Annotated in this window: 18 protein-coding genes; 11 read left to right on the forward strand and 7 right to left on the reverse strand. The window is 65.5% G+C overall.

Going from position 1 to position 15110, the window contains the following annotated elements:
- Positions 1 to 45: 45 nt before the first annotated feature.
- The 3 genes from GQY20_RS06320 to GQY20_RS06330 are packed head-to-tail and all read left to right on the forward strand — an operon-like array spanning position 46 to position 1918.
- Positions 46 to 495 (forward strand): tRNA (cytidine(34)-2'-O)-methyltransferase, encoded by a 450-nt coding sequence (locus tag GQY20_RS06320; protein ID WP_157216234.1) that lies wholly within the window; start codon positions 46 to 48, stop codon positions 493 to 495.
- On the forward strand, positions 492 to 1334 hold the full coding sequence (gene hemF / locus GQY20_RS06325) for an oxygen-dependent coproporphyrinogen oxidase (protein WP_157216235.1): 843 nt from the start codon (positions 492 to 494) through the stop codon (positions 1332 to 1334). The genes GQY20_RS06320 and hemF overlap by 4 nt, the downstream gene beginning before the upstream one ends.
- Positions 1325 to 1918 (forward strand): GNAT family N-acetyltransferase, encoded by a 594-nt coding sequence (locus tag GQY20_RS06330; RefSeq protein ID WP_157216236.1) that lies wholly within the window; start codon positions 1325 to 1327, stop codon positions 1916 to 1918. Before hemF ends, GQY20_RS06330 begins: the two co-directional genes overlap by 10 nt.
- Here the strand turns inward: GQY20_RS06330 and GQY20_RS06335 are convergent.
- Positions 1888 to 2658 (reverse strand): glycerophosphoryl diester phosphodiesterase membrane domain-containing protein, encoded by a 771-nt coding sequence (locus GQY20_RS06335; protein ID WP_157216237.1) that lies wholly within the window; start codon positions 2656 to 2658, stop codon positions 1888 to 1890. The two genes, GQY20_RS06330 and GQY20_RS06335, sit on opposite strands and share 31 nt — an antisense overlap.
- Positions 2659 to 2757: 99 nt before the next feature.
- Here GQY20_RS06335 and lipB point away from each other — a divergent pair, with 99 nt between their 5' ends.
- From lipB to GQY20_RS06355, 4 genes are all read left to right on the forward strand, one after another.
- Positions 2758 to 3444, forward strand: coding sequence for a lipoyl(octanoyl) transferase LipB (lipB, locus tag GQY20_RS06340; protein WP_408641056.1), 687 nt, complete (start codon positions 2758 to 2760; stop codon positions 3442 to 3444).
- Positions 3445 to 3638: 194 nt separating this feature from the next.
- Positions 3639 to 3797: a hypothetical protein gene (locus GQY20_RS06345; RefSeq protein WP_157216238.1), complete on the forward strand. Its 159-nt coding sequence runs from the start codon at positions 3639 to 3641 to the stop codon at positions 3795 to 3797.
- Positions 3798 to 3882: 85 nt separating this feature from the next.
- The gene (locus GQY20_RS06350) at positions 3883 to 4110 is read left to right on the forward strand and encodes a hypothetical protein (protein ID WP_157216239.1); all 228 of its coding nucleotides are present in this window, start codon (positions 3883 to 3885) and stop codon (positions 4108 to 4110) included.
- 157 nt (positions 4111 to 4267) lie between these two features.
- Entirely contained in the window at positions 4268 to 4948 is a 681-nt protein-coding gene (locus tag GQY20_RS06355; RefSeq protein ID WP_157216240.1) for a hypothetical protein, read from the forward strand.
- A gap of 270 nt (positions 4949 to 5218) precedes the next feature.
- Here the strand turns inward: GQY20_RS06355 and GQY20_RS06360 are convergent, their stop codons facing one another.
- Positions 5219 to 5953 (reverse strand): Bax inhibitor-1/YccA family protein, encoded by a 735-nt coding sequence (locus GQY20_RS06360; RefSeq protein ID WP_157216241.1) that lies wholly within the window; start codon positions 5951 to 5953, stop codon positions 5219 to 5221.
- A gap of 123 nt (positions 5954 to 6076) precedes the next feature.
- Here GQY20_RS06360 and thpR point away from each other — a divergent pair, with 123 nt between their 5' ends.
- Positions 6077 to 6610, forward strand: coding sequence for an RNA 2',3'-cyclic phosphodiesterase (gene thpR, locus GQY20_RS06365; RefSeq protein ID WP_157216242.1), 534 nt, complete (start codon positions 6077 to 6079; stop codon positions 6608 to 6610).
- Positions 6611 to 6620: 10 nt separating this feature from the next.
- On the opposite strand, the gene GQY20_RS06370 is transcribed toward thpR, so the two are convergent.
- Entirely contained in the window at positions 6621 to 7103 is a 483-nt protein-coding gene (locus GQY20_RS06370; RefSeq protein ID WP_157216243.1) for a low molecular weight protein-tyrosine-phosphatase, read from the reverse strand.
- The gene (locus GQY20_RS06375; RefSeq protein WP_157216244.1) at positions 7100 to 7624 is read right to left on the reverse strand and encodes a superoxide dismutase family protein; all 525 of its coding nucleotides are present in this window, start codon (positions 7622 to 7624) and stop codon (positions 7100 to 7102) included. The genes GQY20_RS06370 and GQY20_RS06375 overlap by 4 nt, the downstream gene beginning before the upstream one ends.
- Before the next feature lie 167 nt (positions 7625 to 7791).
- On the opposite strand from GQY20_RS06375, the gene GQY20_RS06380 reads away from it, so the two are divergent.
- Positions 7792 to 9075, forward strand: coding sequence for a nucleotide sugar dehydrogenase (locus GQY20_RS06380; RefSeq protein ID WP_157216245.1), 1284 nt, complete (start codon positions 7792 to 7794; stop codon positions 9073 to 9075).
- 303 nt (positions 9076 to 9378) lie between these two features.
- Here GQY20_RS06380 and GQY20_RS06385 read toward each other — a convergent pair whose 3' ends face one another.
- A complete protein-coding gene (locus GQY20_RS06385; protein WP_157216246.1) occupies positions 9379 to 10497 on the reverse strand; it encodes an OmpA family protein in 1119 nt (372 codons plus the stop codon).
- Between the two features lie 328 nt (positions 10498 to 10825).
- On the opposite strand from GQY20_RS06385, the gene GQY20_RS31965 reads away from it, so the two are divergent.
- Positions 10826 to 11050 carry a hypothetical protein gene (locus GQY20_RS31965; RefSeq protein WP_198350856.1) on the forward strand — a complete coding sequence of 75 codons (225 nt, stop codon included), beginning with the start codon at positions 10826 to 10828 and terminating at the stop codon, positions 11048 to 11050.
- Positions 11051 to 11059: 9 nt separating this feature from the next.
- Here the strand turns inward: GQY20_RS31965 and GQY20_RS06390 are convergent, their stop codons facing one another.
- Together GQY20_RS06390 and GQY20_RS06395 are read right to left on the reverse strand one after the other, a co-directional pair.
- The gene (locus GQY20_RS06390; RefSeq protein WP_232475918.1) at positions 11060 to 12148 is read right to left on the reverse strand and encodes a potassium channel family protein; all 1089 of its coding nucleotides are present in this window, start codon (positions 12146 to 12148) and stop codon (positions 11060 to 11062) included.
- A 334-nt stretch (positions 12149 to 12482) separates the two neighbouring features.
- On the reverse strand, positions 12483 to 14108 hold the full coding sequence (locus tag GQY20_RS06395; protein WP_157216248.1) for a glycosyltransferase family 39 protein: 1626 nt from the start codon (positions 14106 to 14108) through the stop codon (positions 12483 to 12485).
- Between the two features lie 408 nt (positions 14109 to 14516).
- Here GQY20_RS06395 and GQY20_RS06400 point away from each other — a divergent pair, with 408 nt between their 5' ends.
- Positions 14517 to 15080, forward strand: coding sequence for a helix-turn-helix domain-containing protein (locus tag GQY20_RS06400; RefSeq protein ID WP_157216249.1), 564 nt, complete (start codon positions 14517 to 14519; stop codon positions 15078 to 15080).
- Positions 15081 to 15110: the final 30 nt, after the last annotated feature.

A 15110-nucleotide genomic window follows, 5' to 3' on the forward strand; every position in this document is an offset into this window, starting at 1 on the left:
TTTTCGGCGGTTGCGAAGGCATCGCAGCATTCCTATGCGAGTTTCATGCGGATCGCGCTGTTCCAGCCCGACATCGCCGGAAATGTCGGCACCATATTGAGGCTGGGGGCGTGCCTCGCGACGCCCGTGGATATCATAGAGCCGTGCGGATTCGCCTTCTCCGACCGTGCCTTGAAGCGTGCGGGCATGGATTATGCGCCTTCCGCCGAGATGGTGCGCCATGCGGACTGGAATGCCTTCCTGGCCGCGCGGCAGGGGCGGATCATCCTGCTCACCACCCGCGGCGCGACGCCCCTTCCGGAGACCCGATTCCACCCGGGGGACATTTTGCTGCTCGGTTCCGAAAGCGCAGGCGTACCGGATCACGTCCATGCCGCGGCGGACGGACGGGTCCGGATTCCGCTGGCGGCGGGGCTGCGCTCCTTGAATGTCGCGGTCGCCGCTGGCATCGCGCTTGCCCACGCATTGACTGACACCGGAGGCTGGCCCGCATGATCGAACTGGACGAGGAGCAGAGCCGCGCGCGCGACTGGTTCGAATCCCTGCGCGACCGAATCTGCGCCGCCTTCGAAGCGATCGAGCGCGAGGCGAGCAGCGACGCAGCCTTCTCCTACACACCCTGGAATCGGGACGACGATCCCGAGGGTAAGGGCGGCGGCGGCGTGCGCGGCCTCATGAAAGGCCGCGTGTTCGAGAAAGTCGGCGTCAACGTCTCCACCGTCGGCGGCAGCTTCTCGCCGGAATTCGCCAAATCGATCCACGGCGCGGGGGAAGATCCGGCCTTTTTTGCGACCGGCATCAGTCTCGTCGCCCACATGGCGAACCCGCATGTGCCCGCCGTGCATATGAACACGCGCTTCCTGGCGACGACGCGGCGCTGGTTCGGCGGCGGGGCGGATCTCAATCCGCCCATTCCCTATGTCGAGGATACCGAGGCATTTCACGCCGCGATGAAGGCGGCCTGCGAACCGCACGAAGCCGGCGACTATCCCCGCTTCAAGGCTTGGGCTGACGATTATTTCTGGATCCCGCATCGCAAGGTGCATCGCGGCGTCGGCGGCATCTTCTTCGATCATATCGAAGGTGACTTTGAGCCGAACTTCGCCTTTACCCGGGCCGTGGGCGAGGCGTTTCTCGAAGTCTTCCCGCGAATCGTCCGCCGCCGTATGGGCACGCCCGCCAGCGAGGAGGATCGCGCGCAGATGCTCGCCTATCGTGGCCGCTACGCCGAATTCAACCTGGTGTGCGATCGCGGCACGCTGTTCGGGCTCAAGACCGGCGGCAATATCGACGCGATTCTCATGAGCCTGCCGCCGGTGGCGACATGGGGCTGAGCGTCGTTCCCAAGGGCGAGATCGCGACGATCGTCACCTCGCTGGAGATGAAGGCACCCCCGCGTGCCGCGCCGCTGCCGCCCTCACCTTTCCGTCTGGTGCGCTGGCGCGAGCCGAGCGCGGACAAATATCGCGCCCTCTTCCGCCGTATCGGCACGCCGTGGCTGTGGTTCTCGCGCCTCGCAATGGACGATCGCGAGCTGCGCACGATCATTCACGATCCCGCCGTCGAGATCTTCGCCGTCACCGACCGTCAGGGCATCGAGATCGGCATTCTCGAACTCGATCTGCGCACGCAGGCAACTTGCGAGCTCAGCTTCTTCGGCCTCGTGCCGGAACTGGCCGGCAAGGGCCATGGCCGCTGGCTGATGGCGCAGGCGCTGGGCCTTGCCTGGCGCAAGGGGGTCGAGCGCGTCTGGGTGCATACCTGCACGCTCGATCATCCGGGGGCGCTCGGCTTCTACCGGCGCTCGGGCTTCATGCCGTTCGCCCAGTCGGTCGAGACCTTCGCCGATCCGCGCATCGCCGGCCTGCTGCCGCGCGACGCCGCGCCTCACGTGCCGCTGTTCGACCCGGCGAGCTGACGGTAGAGGAATACCGTCACCACGGTGAAGATCATGGTGGTGATGGAATTGACGAAGGCGCCGAGCACGCCGCTCGCCGTCGCGGAGATGCCGGGGCCGCCGAGCGCGTCGAAGATCGTCAACACCGAACCGAGCGCGGCGACCACCACCGAGATCGCGATCAGCGCGAAAAAGGCGAGCGCGCAGAAGCCGAGCAGCTTCAAGGCATGGTCGCCGGTCAGCTGCCAGCTGCGCCGCAATGCCTGCACCGGCCCAACCGGTTCGGCGACGACCACGACATGGGTGACCATCAGGCGCAGCGCGAGCACGAAACCGCCGGCCATCGCCATGCCGACGCCCAGCGCCGCTCCAGCCTTGCCGCCCAACGAAAGGAAGGTCGTGAGCAGCACCATCGCCGCCAGCCCTGCCCCCATCGCGACGAGAACCGCTGCGAGCAGGATCGGAAAGCGATGGATGGCGCGCGACAGCGCCTCGCCCACGCTCACGCCGGGCACCAGCACCAATATGTTGATCGCGAGCTGGCCGAACAGGCCGATCAGGCTCATTCCGAACAGCCAGGGCATCAGCTGCGACGAGGACATCGTGCCGAGATTGGCGGGATCGATCTTCGGCCCCAGAAGCTCCGTCACCAGCCCCGGCATTCCGACGAACGCCAGGGAGACCGGCAGCAGCAGCTTCCATTCCCGCTTGAGGAACGCCGAGGCGCCTTCCCAGGCGTCCCCGATCGACAATGTGGCCACGCACTGCTCCCACTTCAAACTGAGGCCCGCTATAGCGTGCCGCCGCGCCCGGGCAATCGGGCCTTGCGCAGGCCAGCCGTCAACCGCATCTGATGGCCGATGGACAATCCGGCAGACATGATGGCAGGCGACGTCGAATGGACGGTCGCCCCTGGCCTTACCCCCTATCCCGAAGCCCTGGAATCGATGGAAACGCGCGCCGCCGCGATCCGCGCGGGCGAAGCGGGCGAGCGCGTCTGGCTGATCGAACATCCCCCGCTGTACACGCGCGGAACCAGCGCGGACGATGGCGAGCTGCTCGCTCCCGATCGCTTCCCGGTGTTCTCCACCGGACGCGGCGGCCGCTACACCTATCATGGGCCGGGCCAGCGCGTCGGCTATGTCCAGCTCGATCTCGACAAGCGCGGCCGCGACGTGCGCTGCTACGTCCATGCGCTGGAGGGCTGGGTGATCGATGCGCTGGCGCGGATCGGCGTCGCAGCCCGGCGCGCACCGGGGCGGATCGGCATCTGGGTGGATCATGACGGCCGCGAGGCGAAGATCGGCGCGATCGGCGTTCGCGTGCGCCGCTGGGTGACGCTGCATGGCTTCGCCTTGAACGTCGCGCCCGATCTCGGGCATTTCGGAGGTATCGTTCCGTGCGGGATCGCCGAATATCCGGTTACCAGCCTTTCCCGGCTGGGCATCGACATTTCCATGGCGGAGTTCGACGCAGAATTGCGCGCCGCCTTTCCGGCCTTCCTCTCCGGGCTGTCCAATCGCCGCACAGAGAGCTGTGTCGTCTAGAGCATCGTGCGGAAAGTGGGAACTCTCCGTCATCCGATTCCGTCATGATCCGATCGCGGTTCGGGGCTTTGCTTTATGTCAATCCCCTGCCCCGCCCGCCATGCTATCGTTTCGGCATCACCGGCTCTCTGCATGAAGCTCGCCGGTGGCCGGGAGTCCGAGGCTGGTTCCCGCTTCCCATTGGAGGGCCCGCAATGCCCCAGGACCAGATCTCTTATTATCGCCGCCGCGAGCAGGACGAGCGGCAAATGGCGCGCGTCGCGCCAGAGCCGTCGATCCGGCGGATCCACCTCGACATGGCGGCCCGCTACGCCCAGCTCGCCGCCGAGGAACCGCATATCGCGGAATCTTGAGCCCTATTCCGTTTGAAGCTAGATTCCACGGCCGATCCGGCAATCGATCGACGATCGGATCGGCTTGAGACGAGGGAGTTCTACGATGCGCGTTTCCATTTCGCGACTGGCCGCCTGCGGCATGATCGCCGCCGCCCTTGCCGTTTCGGCATGCGGCAAGAAGGCCGACACCAGCGCGGACAACTCGGTGGATGCCAATAGCGGCATGGGCACGATCTCGGACAACTCCGCAATGGAGGATACGATGGGTGCCGACACCAACATGGTGATGGACAACAGCATCGTGCTGGATAATAGTACAAACGCAATGTGATCCGCCGCGGGACGGCGAACGAACGAAGGGCCGCCTGCCGGGCGGCCCTTCGGATTCAAGGGCTTGTTCCGACGTTGCGACCACATTCAGCGACGGTGCAGACGCTGCGCGCGATTATGGCTGCGAGGCGCTGCGAGCGGGGAAGGATAGTGAGAATATGGCCATTCGTTCGCACCGAACCCGGGGCGTCGTTGCGGGATTCGCAGCGCTTCTCTGCCTGCCAGCGCAGGCCAACGCCGCTTTTCTGTTCTGGAATGCGCCCGATTTCGCGGGGGCGCCCGTCAAGGGTGACGAACCGGGCCTCGGCGTACCGCTGCCTGGCGCCACGTCCAAGGAGCTGACGGCCAATCTGATCTGGAACATGCGTGCGGGCCTCAACGTCGCGGCGCTGCAATGCCAGTTCTCGCCTACGCTCATGACCGTGTCGAATTACAACACGATCCTGAAGCAGCACGGCAAGGAATTCGCCGACGCCTATGCGGTGATGGCGGGCTATTTCAAACGCACGGCGGGCAAGGCCTGGCAGGTGGCGCAGGATCAATATACCACGCGCACCTATCAGAGCTTCTCGACGATGCACGCCCAGCGCGGCTTCTGCGACACGGCTGGCTCGATCGGTCGCGAAGCGCTGGGCCGGCCGCGAGGGCAGCTCTACGTCACGGCCGAGAATCGCATGCGCGAATTTCGCAATAGCCTGGTTCCGGCCGCGGACCGGCTGCTCGCCTTCCGCGTGATGCCGTCGACGGTGCCGATGCCCGCGATGGACGATCGCTGCTGGAAGAAGGGCGAGCTCAAGACGGAATGCGCCGTCACCTTCGGAGCCTACGCGTCCAATTGAAGCTTCACCCACCTCCTCGCGGAGGTGTACAAATCGGACCGATTACGTTTTCCCGCCATGCCAGCGGAGGCTGGCATGGCTCTCGACGGGCAATCGGACGACCGTCGGAAGCAACGAGCCTGCGTTCGTGTGACGAAGAAGCGCTCCAGCCCGACGACATGAATGCCCCTGCCCCGCAGAATGGGGTGAAGGAAGTTTCCGCCTCCACCCAATAAAAAGCCCGGCGGATCGCTCCGCCGGGCTTTTCTTTGTCCGATCGCTATCGGCCGCTTAGCGGCGATCGCCCATGAACCGCAGCAGGAACATGAACATGTTGATGAAGTCGAGATACAGCGTCAGGGCGCCCATCACGACCGACTTGCCCACGAAATCCGTGCCGGCGACATGGAAGTAGAGGCTCTTGATCTTCTGCGTGTCATAGGCGGTGAGACCTGCGAAGATCAGCACGCCGACGAAACCGATCACATAGCTCATCGTCTCGGATTGCATGAACAGGTTGATGATCGACACGACCAGCAGGCCGATCAGGCCCATGATCAGGAAGGTGCCGATCGGGCCGAGATCCCGCTTCGTGGTGTAGCCGTAGAGGCTGAGACCGCCGAACGCCACCGCCGTCGCGAAGAAGGTCTGCGCGATCGAGGTGCCGGTGTAGACCAGGAAAATGGTCGACAGCGAGAGGCCCATCAGCGTCGCGAAGGCCCAGAACAGTCCCTGCGCCGCCGCGGTGGAGAGGCGGTTCACGCCGAAGTTGAGGCCGAACACGATCGCCAGCGGCGAGAACACGATCAGATATTTGAGCAGGCCCGGCCCGCCCATGATCTGCTCGGCATAGCCGGAACGCGCGAACAGCATCGCGACGACGCCCGTCAGCAGCACGCCGGACGCCATATAATTGTAGACCGAAAGCATGTAGGACCGCAGCCCCGCATCGAATGCGGCTTCGCCCGCACCGACGCCAGCCGGCCGCGCTACAGCGGTCGTTCGGGGGTCAGACCAGTTTGCCATCGTCAAAGAACTCCGTGGTTACGGCCACAAGCGGCCGTCAAGTGAATAATATCGGGTGAAACGGGGCTATTTCAAGCGAAACCGGTTGCGCTGTGCCAGGGCATGAGAGTTAATCGCACGGCGATGCATCGCCTCTTTGTCGCTATCCGCCCACCGCGCCCGATGCGCGAACGCCTGCTCGGCCTGATGGGAGGCGTCGCCCATGCCCGCTGGCAGCGCGACGATCAGCTCCATCTCACCCTCCGCTTCATCGGCGAGGTCGACCGGCACCGGGCCGAGGACATCGTCGCCGCCCTCGGCACGGTCCATCATCCGGCTTTCGCCCTGGCGCTCGACGGCGTCGGGCAGTTCGATCGCAAGGGCCGGGCCGACAGCCTGTGGGTCGGCGTATCGCCGCCGGAGCCGGCGCGCCAGCTTCACAACAAGATCGATCAGGCGCTCGTCCGTGTCGGACTGGAGCCCGACACGCGGGCCTATCTGCCGCATATCACCATCGCCCGTTTCGGCCGCCTCTCGGGACCGCTCGGCGGGCTGGTCAGCGAGGCCGGCGGCGTTTCGAGCGATCCCTACGCGATGACCGAATTCTGCCTCTACGAAAGCGATCTGGGCCACGATGGCTCGATCTACACCATCGTCGAACGCTACCGCCTCGACTGAGGACGCGCGCTCATGCCGCCGCTTTGCGCATCAGTTCCGCGGCCAAGCCGCGCACGCCCGCGGTGACGTCGGCCCAGGTGGTCTCGAAGCCGTCCGCATCGCCATAATAGGGATCCGCCACCGGCTGGCCGGCGCGTCCGGGCACATGGTCGAGCAGCAGCGACAGCGCCGCGCGCGAACCGGCCGTCGCGATTCGGCGCAGCCCGGCGAGATTATCCGAATCCAGCGCGACGATATGATCGAACCGTTCGAAGTCCCCCGCGGTGACCTGGCGCGCGCGATAGCCGGAAATGTCGATGCCGTGACGCCGCGCAACCGCCTGCGCGCGTCGGTCCGGCGGTTCGCCGACATGCCAATCGCCGGTGCCGGCCGAATCCACCTCGACATCGAGGCCGGCACGCGCCGCCTCCTCCCGCATCGCCGCCTCGGCCAGCGGCGAGCGGCAGATATTGCCGAGGCAGACGAACAGGACGGAGGCGCGCGACCCGCTCATCGCGCGGCGAGGACGCCGCAGGCGATGCGGCCGCCGCTATTGCCCGACGGATCGGTCTTGTAATCGTCTGCCGTCGCGTGGATCACCACGGCGGCGCCGTCGGCATCCAGCAGCGGCATCTCGCCGCCGCTCAGCATCGCATTGGGGATCATCGTATCGAGATGGCCGACACCGTCCGCGCCGATGGTGATATTGGGCAGGTCGCCCATATGCTCGCCCATCGGATTGTCCTTGCCATGCATCTTGTGCGTCGGGTTCCAATGGCCGCCGGCGCTCGCGAAATCGGGCGCCGCGCATTGGCCGACTGTGTGGAGATGAACGCCATGGACGCCCGCCGGCAGGCCCGTCGCATCGACGACGAGACGAATGCCCTTGCGCATCTGGGTGAGCGTCGCGGTCGCCTTCTGTGCGCCGGACGCATCGGACAGCACCGCGCCCGCTTTCTGCGTCGGGGCGGCGATGGCCGTACCGGCGGCACCGGTGAACATGATGGCGGTCGCAACTGTCAGGATGGTGCGCATGGCTTCCTCTCTTTCGGATATCCGTGTGAACGCATTAGCGCGAAACACGTTGCGCAGGCGAATCCGATCGCCGTTAATCGATATTCAAGGCGCATACGGCAGAAACAGCCGCAATCCGGGCGTCCGGCAAGCCGGCGCCCGCTTTGGTTAAGAGGGATATTGAATCGATGACCGCTGCCGGGGATGCACCCCACATCGTCGTGATAGGGCTTGGCTATGTGGGACTGCCGCTCGCCGTCGCGCTGTCCGAGAAGTTTCCGACCACGGGCTTCGATATCGACCGTCGGCGTATCGACGAGCTGCGCGAGGGCGTCGACCGCACCCGCGAGATCGATGGCGAGCGGCTCAAGGCCTCCGGCCTGCTGTTCACCAGCCGCGCGGTCGATGCGAGCGGCGCGGACGTCTACGTCGTCACCGTGCCGACGCCGGTCACCGAGGACAATGAGCCGGACCTGCGCCCTCTCCTCGCCGGCACCAGAACGGTGGGAAACCTGATCCAGGCGGGCAAGCAGACCATCGTCGTCTACGAAAGCACCGTCTATCCGGGCGTCACGGAGGATGTGTGCGGCCCCGAGCTGGAGCGGCTGTCCGGCCTCAAGCGCGGCGTCGACTTCTTCCTGGGCTACAGCCCCGAACGCATCAATCCGGGCGACCGCGAGCATACGATCGATCGCATCGTGAAGGTGGTGGCGGGCGAGAACCCCGACATCACGGCGCGTCTCGTCGAGATTTACGGCGCGATCACGAGCGCCGGCGCCTTCCCCGCCGCATCGATCAAAACCGCCGAAGCCGCCAAGGTGATCGAGAACGCGCAGCGCGACATCAACATCGCCTTCATGAACGAGATCACGCAGATCTTCGCGAAGCTCGATCTCTCGATCTGGGACGTGCTCGAAGCGGCGGGCACCAAGTGGAATTTCCTCAAATTCCAGCCAGGCCTCGTCGGTGGACACTGCATAGGCGTCGACCCCTATTATCTCAGCCACCGCGCGCAGCAGCTCGGCCACGACCCGCAGGTGATCCTCTCCGGCCGCTCGATCAACGACACGATGGGCGCCTGGGTGGCGGAGCAGCTCCACGCCCGGCGCGACGGCAAGGCGGGCAGCGTGCTGGTGCTCGGCCTCACCTTCAAGGAGGATGTGCCGGACCTGCGCAACTCACGGGTGGTCGACGTGATCGAGCGGCTGAAGCAGCTCGGTCATGAGGTGACCGTTCACGATCCGCTCGCCGACAATCGCGAGGCCGGCCACGAATATGGTCTGGCGATCGATCCCGATGCGCTGCAGGGCCGCTATGACGTGGTGCTCGGGGCGGTGCCGCACGCCGCCTACAAGACCCTCGCCGCCGAGGAGATCGCCGCGCTGGCCAATGAGGGCGGCATGATCGCCGATCTCAAGGGCATGTGGCGCGATCGTGCCTTCAGCGGCACGGTCGATCGCTGGACGCTCTGATCCGCATTGCCGTCACAGCGAACCGCGCCTTTCGCCGCGCGGTTCCCTGAATGAAACCGACCCGTCCGGACCCTGCGTTCGGGCGGGTCACGCTTTTGGCGCGGCGCAGCCGGAGCGGGTGATAGCATTCCGCTTATCGGAAATCCGGCCCGACGTTTCTCACCGATACCCGAGCTATTGCCAAGTCGCAGCGCGCCGCCGCCAAGAACAGCGCAAATACTATAAAAGAAAAGGGCCCGACCTTTCGGTCGGACCCCTTCCTGTATCCGTGTGGCCGCTGCCCGAAGGCAGCGCCCTCACACCTTAGCGACCGGAACCCGGGCCGAAGGTGATCTCCACGCGGCGGTTCTGCGGCTCGCGCACACCGTCGGCGGTTTCGACCAGCGGCTTGGATTCGCCGAAGGCTTCGGTCGACATCGCCGAGTCGGGCACGCCCTTGCCAGCGAGGTAGGCCTTCACCGCATCGGCGCGGCGCTGAGACAGACCCATGTTGTACTGGTCCGAACCCGAGCGGTCGGCGTGGCCGGCCAACATGATCGAGGCGGTACCGGTCGTGGCATAAGCCTGCGCCGCATTGTCGAGGATCGCAGCCGCTTCCGGAGTGATCGCCGACTTATCCCAGTCGAAGAACACGATGAACGGACCCGGGGTCTCCACCGCAGGCGGCGGCGGGGGCGGAGGGGGAGGCGGCGGCGGCGGGGGCGGAGGGGGCGGCGGCGGCGGCGGAGCTGCCGGTTCGCCGAAGTTGTAGACCAGGCTGGCGAGCAGGGTGTGCGAGCGGAACTTGTCCTTCGTCTCGAACGGACCGCCGAACGGACCCGGCAGCGAGCCGACATACTTCAGGTTGTCGACGTTGAAGAAGCGATACTTCACACCCACGTCGACATGGTCGGTGATCGGGGCACGGATGCCTGCGATCGCCTGCCACGCGAAACGCGTATCAGAGTCGTTGATCTCCGGGCCGCCGCCATAAAGATCGTACTTGTCGGCCTTGACGCGAGCGACGCCAACACCGCCGCCGATATAGCCGCTGAGGCCATCGTTAGGACCAAAGTCGAGCAAGCCGTTCATCATGAAGCTGAGAGCCGAGGTCTTGCCGTTCATACCCCGGTAGACACCGTCCGGATAACCCGGAAGGTCAACGCCGGAGAGCGTCGCCCGCTTGGTATCGGCCTGCTTGTAGCCGACTTCACCCTCGAGGCGGAACACACCGAAGTCATAACCGATGATGCCGTCGACATCCCAACCAGCGTGCGACTTGACCTTGACGGACGCGCCGCCGGAGTCACGGATGCTGTAGTTGATGTTCTCGACAAGCATGGCGCCGCCTTCGACGCCAACATACCAGGCACCGTCCCGCGCGAACGCCGGCGTGGCCAGGGCGGTGGTCGCAAGCGCCAATGTTAAGGCGAGCTTCCGCATATCAATCCCCTTTCATCGCTGTCCCGTACAGGGACTGTCCAACCACTAACTAAAGCGGAATATCCGCGCAAGCGCTTATATTCCTGAACTGTTGCCGAAATGTCTCATTGTTTGAGCGAAACGCCACCCCAGAAACCCTCGAGCACGCGCAGAACGCCCGGAACACATTTCGGTTTCGTGCATCGCAGAAAAAGTTTGAAAACTCCTTCGGGTTGAGGGGATTGCCCCCATTGTCGATCGCTTCGGCCCAGCTTGCCGCCGACGGCAGAGTCGGGCGCCACAAACTGCCGATGCCGCGCCGCGATGATCCGATTTGGATGAAAATGAGATGAACGCCGTTCGCGTCCAGGCCGCCGTCAGGCGCGATCTGCCTCGGATTCCGCGCGTCGGCGGACCGCTTTTGCGCCAAGGATTGGGCCATATTCCGCATCGCAGCGCCATGATGGTGCGGCGCGCAGGGAAAAACGCATTCAGGCTTGCGCGCAACGCTTTGACACAGGCTTGTCTCTCAACTGCAACACACCACGCGTTCGCCGTGGTGTCGGCCGCATGATGGGTCCGATCATCGCACGACCGTTCGACCCGCCCGGACGCCGTCCTGCGGCGGCGCGAACAGCGCGCTTGCCTCTGCCTTGCTCCCGCGCAGCACGATGACGACACTGTCGCCCGCCTCGATCCGGATGCCCGGTGCCGGCTGGTCGACAGCCTCCTCGCCCCCGGCACGCTCGATCCGCACGATCAGGAAGCGCCCCGCCCCCCGCCGCTCCGCCTCGCCGACGGTCGCGCCGGTCAGGCCGCCATTGGGCGGCACGGCGACCACGCCGACGTCCAGTCCGATCGAGCCGAGGCTGCGCTCCAGCGCCTGCATCTGATCGGATTCGCGCACCAGCCGCATCGCCTGCGGATGGATGATCATCTCCGCGATCCGCTCGGCGCCGATATGCGTGGGCAGCACCACCTTGTTGGCGCCGGCGTGGATCAGCTTGCTTTCGGTGGTCGGCGCCTCGCCGCGCGCAATGATCTCGATCGCCGGATTGAGGCTGCGCGCGCTCAGCGTGATGAAGACGTTGGCGGCATCGTCGGGCAGCACCGTCGCCAGCGTCCTGGCGCGCGCGACACCCGCCGACAGCAGCACCGTCTCGTCGGTCGCGTCGCCCGACAGGCAGAGATAGCCGAGCGCCTCCGCTTCGGCGAGGCGCGCCGCCCCGCGCTCGAGCACGACGAACTTTACCCGAGCGGTCGCCAGATCCTTGGCCAGCATCGCGCCGATCCGTCCGAAGCCGCAGACGATGACATGCCCGTCGAGATGATCGACCTTGCTCTTCATTCGCCCCTGCCCGAACATTTCCTTGAGCTGCACCGCAGTGAAGACCTGCACCAGCGCACCGGTCAACAGGATCATGCCGGTGCAGCCGAGCACCATCGTGCCGATCGTGACGACGTGGAGGTACGGCGTGTCGATCGGCCGCACCTCGCCATAGCCGACCGTGTAGATGGTGAGCATCACCATGTAGAGAGCATCGAGGAAGGGCCAGCCCGCCGCCATATAGGCCGTGGTCGCGATGGCCATGACGATGCTGACGAAGAGGATGATGCTCGCCAGGTTGCGCACCGGCGATTGCAGCACCCTTTCCGCCGACAATCCCGCCAATTGCCGCCCTTCCCCTGCGAAGCCCGGAGCGACTGTGCGTGGCCGCTGCATCTCTGTCCAGCCGCCGATGGCCGGACGATCCGAAAACCGACGGCGGCGGCTCAGCTCTGCCGAATTCCCACACAGTTCGGGGCGGGCCTTTCCCGCGTCATGCCAGCGGAAGCTGCATGACTCACGACGGGCAGCCGGGTGACGGTGGAGAGCGATCCCGGCTTTCGCCGAAGGCGCAGTTCGTCCTGGGCGAAGTGGAAGAGCCGGGATGACGAAGAAGAACGAGCTCCCGATAAAAGCATGTGCATGCCGCAGCCCGCTGGCGAGAGGGAAAGGCGAATTCCTATCGGGCCGGGGACGCCGCTGCACAGGCCGCCGGAGCCCGGTCGGCCGCCGCGGAAACAGGCGCCGGCACGCGCGCGAAGCCCCGTATATCGATCGGATAGTGCAGGCAGCCGGCGATCGGCGTGCGGCCTCGCGACAGGGCGCGGACAAGCCAATCGCCCTGGTCGAAGATGTCGGGCGCCATCCGTATCACCCATATGCGCGGAATCGCTCGGGATCGAGGCGCGTCGGCAATCTCCCGCAACCGCGCCGGCGAAAGGGTGACGACCGCGCGGTTGCCCGTCGGATAGACCGCCCCCGGTCCCGGCTTCAGCACCGGAACGGGGCCGGGTATCGCACGAATCAGCCCGATCAACCCCTCCTCGCCCCGATCGTGCGCGGCATAATGGAGCGGCATCGCCGCATCGTTGGGATAGACCCAGACGGCGTCGCCGGGCCGCACTTGCGACGACAGCCAGTCGGCCGCGCCATACCAGTCCTGGGCCGGCCGACGGCGATGGTCCTCCAGGTCGAGCCGGACGAGCAGCATCAGCATCGCGATCAGCGCCGCCACCGCCGGCCAGCGCCACCAGTCCCGTGCACCCGCGATACCGAGCGCGAGCAGCAGCTGCGCCGGAACGGAGGCGGAGCTCAGCGTGCGCGGGAAGAAGACCGGCGATTTCAGCCACGAAAGGATGATCGACACGCCGATCGGCAGCAGTGCGGCGACCAGCAGCAGCAGGGCCATGCGCCCTCCCTCGCGCTGCTGGCCCAGCATGAAGACCGCACCCGTCGCCACCAGGACGGTCAGCAACAACCCGGCCTTGCCCGGCGCGCCGAGCAGGCGCGAAACGTCCCACAGCAGCGTCGATGTATCGAAATGCAGCCAGGTCGCTGCCGACCAGGTGGCCATCTGGTCGACGATCATCAGCAGCACAGGCGTGTAGAGCAGCACGGCCAGCACGGTTCCGGCGAAGAATATCAGCCAGTCGCGCCGGCGGAGGCCCCGCCCGATCAGCAGCGTCAGCGAACCGATCCCGAGCGCAGCCGCGAACAGCGCGCCGAGATTGTGCAGCCACAGGGTCAGCACGAGCAGCAGCGTGTAGACCGCGAAACTGCCCGTCTCGAGCCGCTGTTCGGCCTGCGCGATCCTTCCGATGCGGATCAGCACGAGCAAGGCCGAGGCGTAGACGAGGATCAGCACGGAATAGGGCCGCACCAGCCGCGTCATCTCGATCATCAGCGACGAGAGCGCCACCAGCGCGACCGCGGCCAGCATCGCGCCGCGGATCCGCGGCGCGCCCCAGCCCAGCGCGCGGCCGATCTCGCGGATCGAAAGGGCCGCGACCGGCAAGGTGGCAAGGCCGGCAATGAGGCCGAGCACGCGCCGGGCAAGAAGGGCATCGCCGAACGCAAGCGTCCAAAGACGAAGCAGTGAATAATATAATGGAGGGTGCGTTTCGAATTTCGGAACGATCTGCCAGATAAAAGCGAAATCGCGATCGGCGATATAGGCCGAATAGGCTTCGTCCAGCCAGAGTGGCCGGCTCGCTATCCCGTCGGCGCGAAGCCACATGCCGAATGCAGCGGCGAGCGCGAGCAGAAACCAGGCGATCTTCGGATCAAGCAGCAGCTTCTTCGCCATCACCAGCCAGGAATAATGTTTCGGTAAAAAGGGTTACGAGTCGATTCATGATGAGCGATGCATTGCATCGCAACACTTGCCAACACCAATTCGAGGGTTTGGGCAGCAAAGCGAAAGAGAAGGGATCGCCTATTGGGACGGTCGGCGCGGCCATATTTGTGCAACGCGGCACGACAGGCCGTTTGTTCCGATAAGGTAACGAAATCACGGGATTCTTTTGCCCGGCGAAGCCGCGCCACCTGTCCCGATTAGACGCATGTCAGATTCGTGACTTGCATGCGGCAAGCGCTTGTAGGAAAGGCGCGGGAACCGAATCGGTTAACTAAAAGTTACCGAAGATAGTGCTGCACCGCGGCATGCCGGACCTGGGCAATTCGGCGCGCCTCTGTCATCTCCTGTGGGGACTCGATGATCACCTGCATAAGGGAAGTGCGTCGGGCCAAAGGCCTGACGCTCCAGGAAGTTGCCGATCGCTGCGTACCGCCCACTACGCCGCAGACGATCGGGAGACTCGAAACCGGCACGCGCACGGTTTCGGTGAGCTGGCTCAACCGGATTGCCGATGCCCTCGGCGTGGACGCTTCCGATCTGGTGCGCCTGCCGGACCGGGCGGATTTGCCCGTCGCCGCAATACTCGGCCATGACGGGGCGCATTCGCCTCGGCGCGAAGGCGTGGTGGTCCCGCCATCGGCCTCGCCCGGCCTCGTCGCCGTATCGGTGGAAGCCGGCATCGGCGATTATCGGGCGGGAGACGAGATCTGGTGCGAGCGCATCGTACCGGGCCTGTTCGCCACAGCGCTCAATCGCGACGTGCTGCTGCCCAGGCCGAGCGGCCGATTCCTGTTCGGGCGGTTGATCGGACGGGAGGCAGGCAAGCTGCATATCCTGCCGCTCGGCGCCGGCGCGCGGCAACAGGTGATCGCCGACCCGGCCTGGGCCGCCGTGGCGATTCGCCTCGTGCGGCCGCTCTGATCGAAAAACAGACCCCATCGCGCCAGGCCA

The sequence above is a fragment of the Flavisphingomonas formosensis genome, from assembly GCF_009755815.1.
In the GTDB taxonomy this organism is placed as follows: Bacteria; Pseudomonadota; Alphaproteobacteria; order Sphingomonadales; family Sphingomonadaceae; genus Flavisphingomonas; species Flavisphingomonas formosensis.

What these genes read in the sequence shown, in the direction of transcription:
- GQY20_RS06320 (WP_157216234.1), top strand. Translation starts at nt 46, where the DNA reads ATGCGGATCGCGCTGTTCCAGCCCGACATCGCCGGAAATGTCGGCACC.
- hemF (WP_157216235.1), top strand. Translation starts at nt 492, where the DNA reads ATGATCGAACTGGACGAGGAGCAGAGCCGCGCGCGCGACTGGTTCGAA.
- GQY20_RS06330 (WP_157216236.1), top strand. Translation starts at nt 1,325, where the DNA reads ATGGGGCTGAGCGTCGTTCCCAAGGGCGAGATCGCGACGATCGTCACC.
- lipB (WP_408641056.1), top strand. Translation starts at nt 2,758, where the DNA reads ATGGACAATCCGGCAGACATGATGGCAGGCGACGTCGAATGGACGGTC.
- GQY20_RS06345 (WP_157216238.1), top strand. Translation starts at nt 3,639, where the DNA reads ATGCCCCAGGACCAGATCTCTTATTATCGCCGCCGCGAGCAGGACGAG.
- GQY20_RS06350 (WP_157216239.1), top strand. Translation starts at nt 3,883, where the DNA reads ATGCGCGTTTCCATTTCGCGACTGGCCGCCTGCGGCATGATCGCCGCC.
- GQY20_RS06355 (WP_157216240.1), top strand. Translation starts at nt 4,268, where the DNA reads ATGGCCATTCGTTCGCACCGAACCCGGGGCGTCGTTGCGGGATTCGCA.
- GQY20_RS06360 (WP_157216241.1), bottom strand. Translation starts at nt 5,953, where the DNA reads ATGGCAAACTGGTCTGACCCCCGAACGACCGCTGTAGCGCGGCCGGCT.
- thpR (WP_157216242.1), top strand. Translation starts at nt 6,077, where the DNA reads ATGCATCGCCTCTTTGTCGCTATCCGCCCACCGCGCCCGATGCGCGAA.
- GQY20_RS06370 (WP_157216243.1), bottom strand. Translation starts at nt 7,103, where the DNA reads ATGAGCGGGTCGCGCGCCTCCGTCCTGTTCGTCTGCCTCGGCAATATC.
- GQY20_RS06375 (WP_157216244.1), bottom strand. Translation starts at nt 7,624, where the DNA reads ATGCGCACCATCCTGACAGTTGCGACCGCCATCATGTTCACCGGTGCC.
- GQY20_RS06380 (WP_157216245.1), top strand. Translation starts at nt 7,792, where the DNA reads ATGACCGCTGCCGGGGATGCACCCCACATCGTCGTGATAGGGCTTGGC.
- GQY20_RS06385 (WP_157216246.1), bottom strand. Translation starts at nt 10,497, where the DNA reads ATGCGGAAGCTCGCCTTAACATTGGCGCTTGCGACCACCGCCCTGGCC.
- GQY20_RS31965 (WP_198350856.1), top strand. Translation starts at nt 10,826, where the DNA reads ATGAACGCCGTTCGCGTCCAGGCCGCCGTCAGGCGCGATCTGCCTCGG.
- GQY20_RS06395 (WP_157216248.1), bottom strand. Translation starts at nt 14,108, where the DNA reads ATGGCGAAGAAGCTGCTGCTTGATCCGAAGATCGCCTGGTTTCTGCTC.
- GQY20_RS06400 (WP_157216249.1), top strand. Translation starts at nt 14,517, where the DNA reads ATGATCACCTGCATAAGGGAAGTGCGTCGGGCCAAAGGCCTGACGCTC.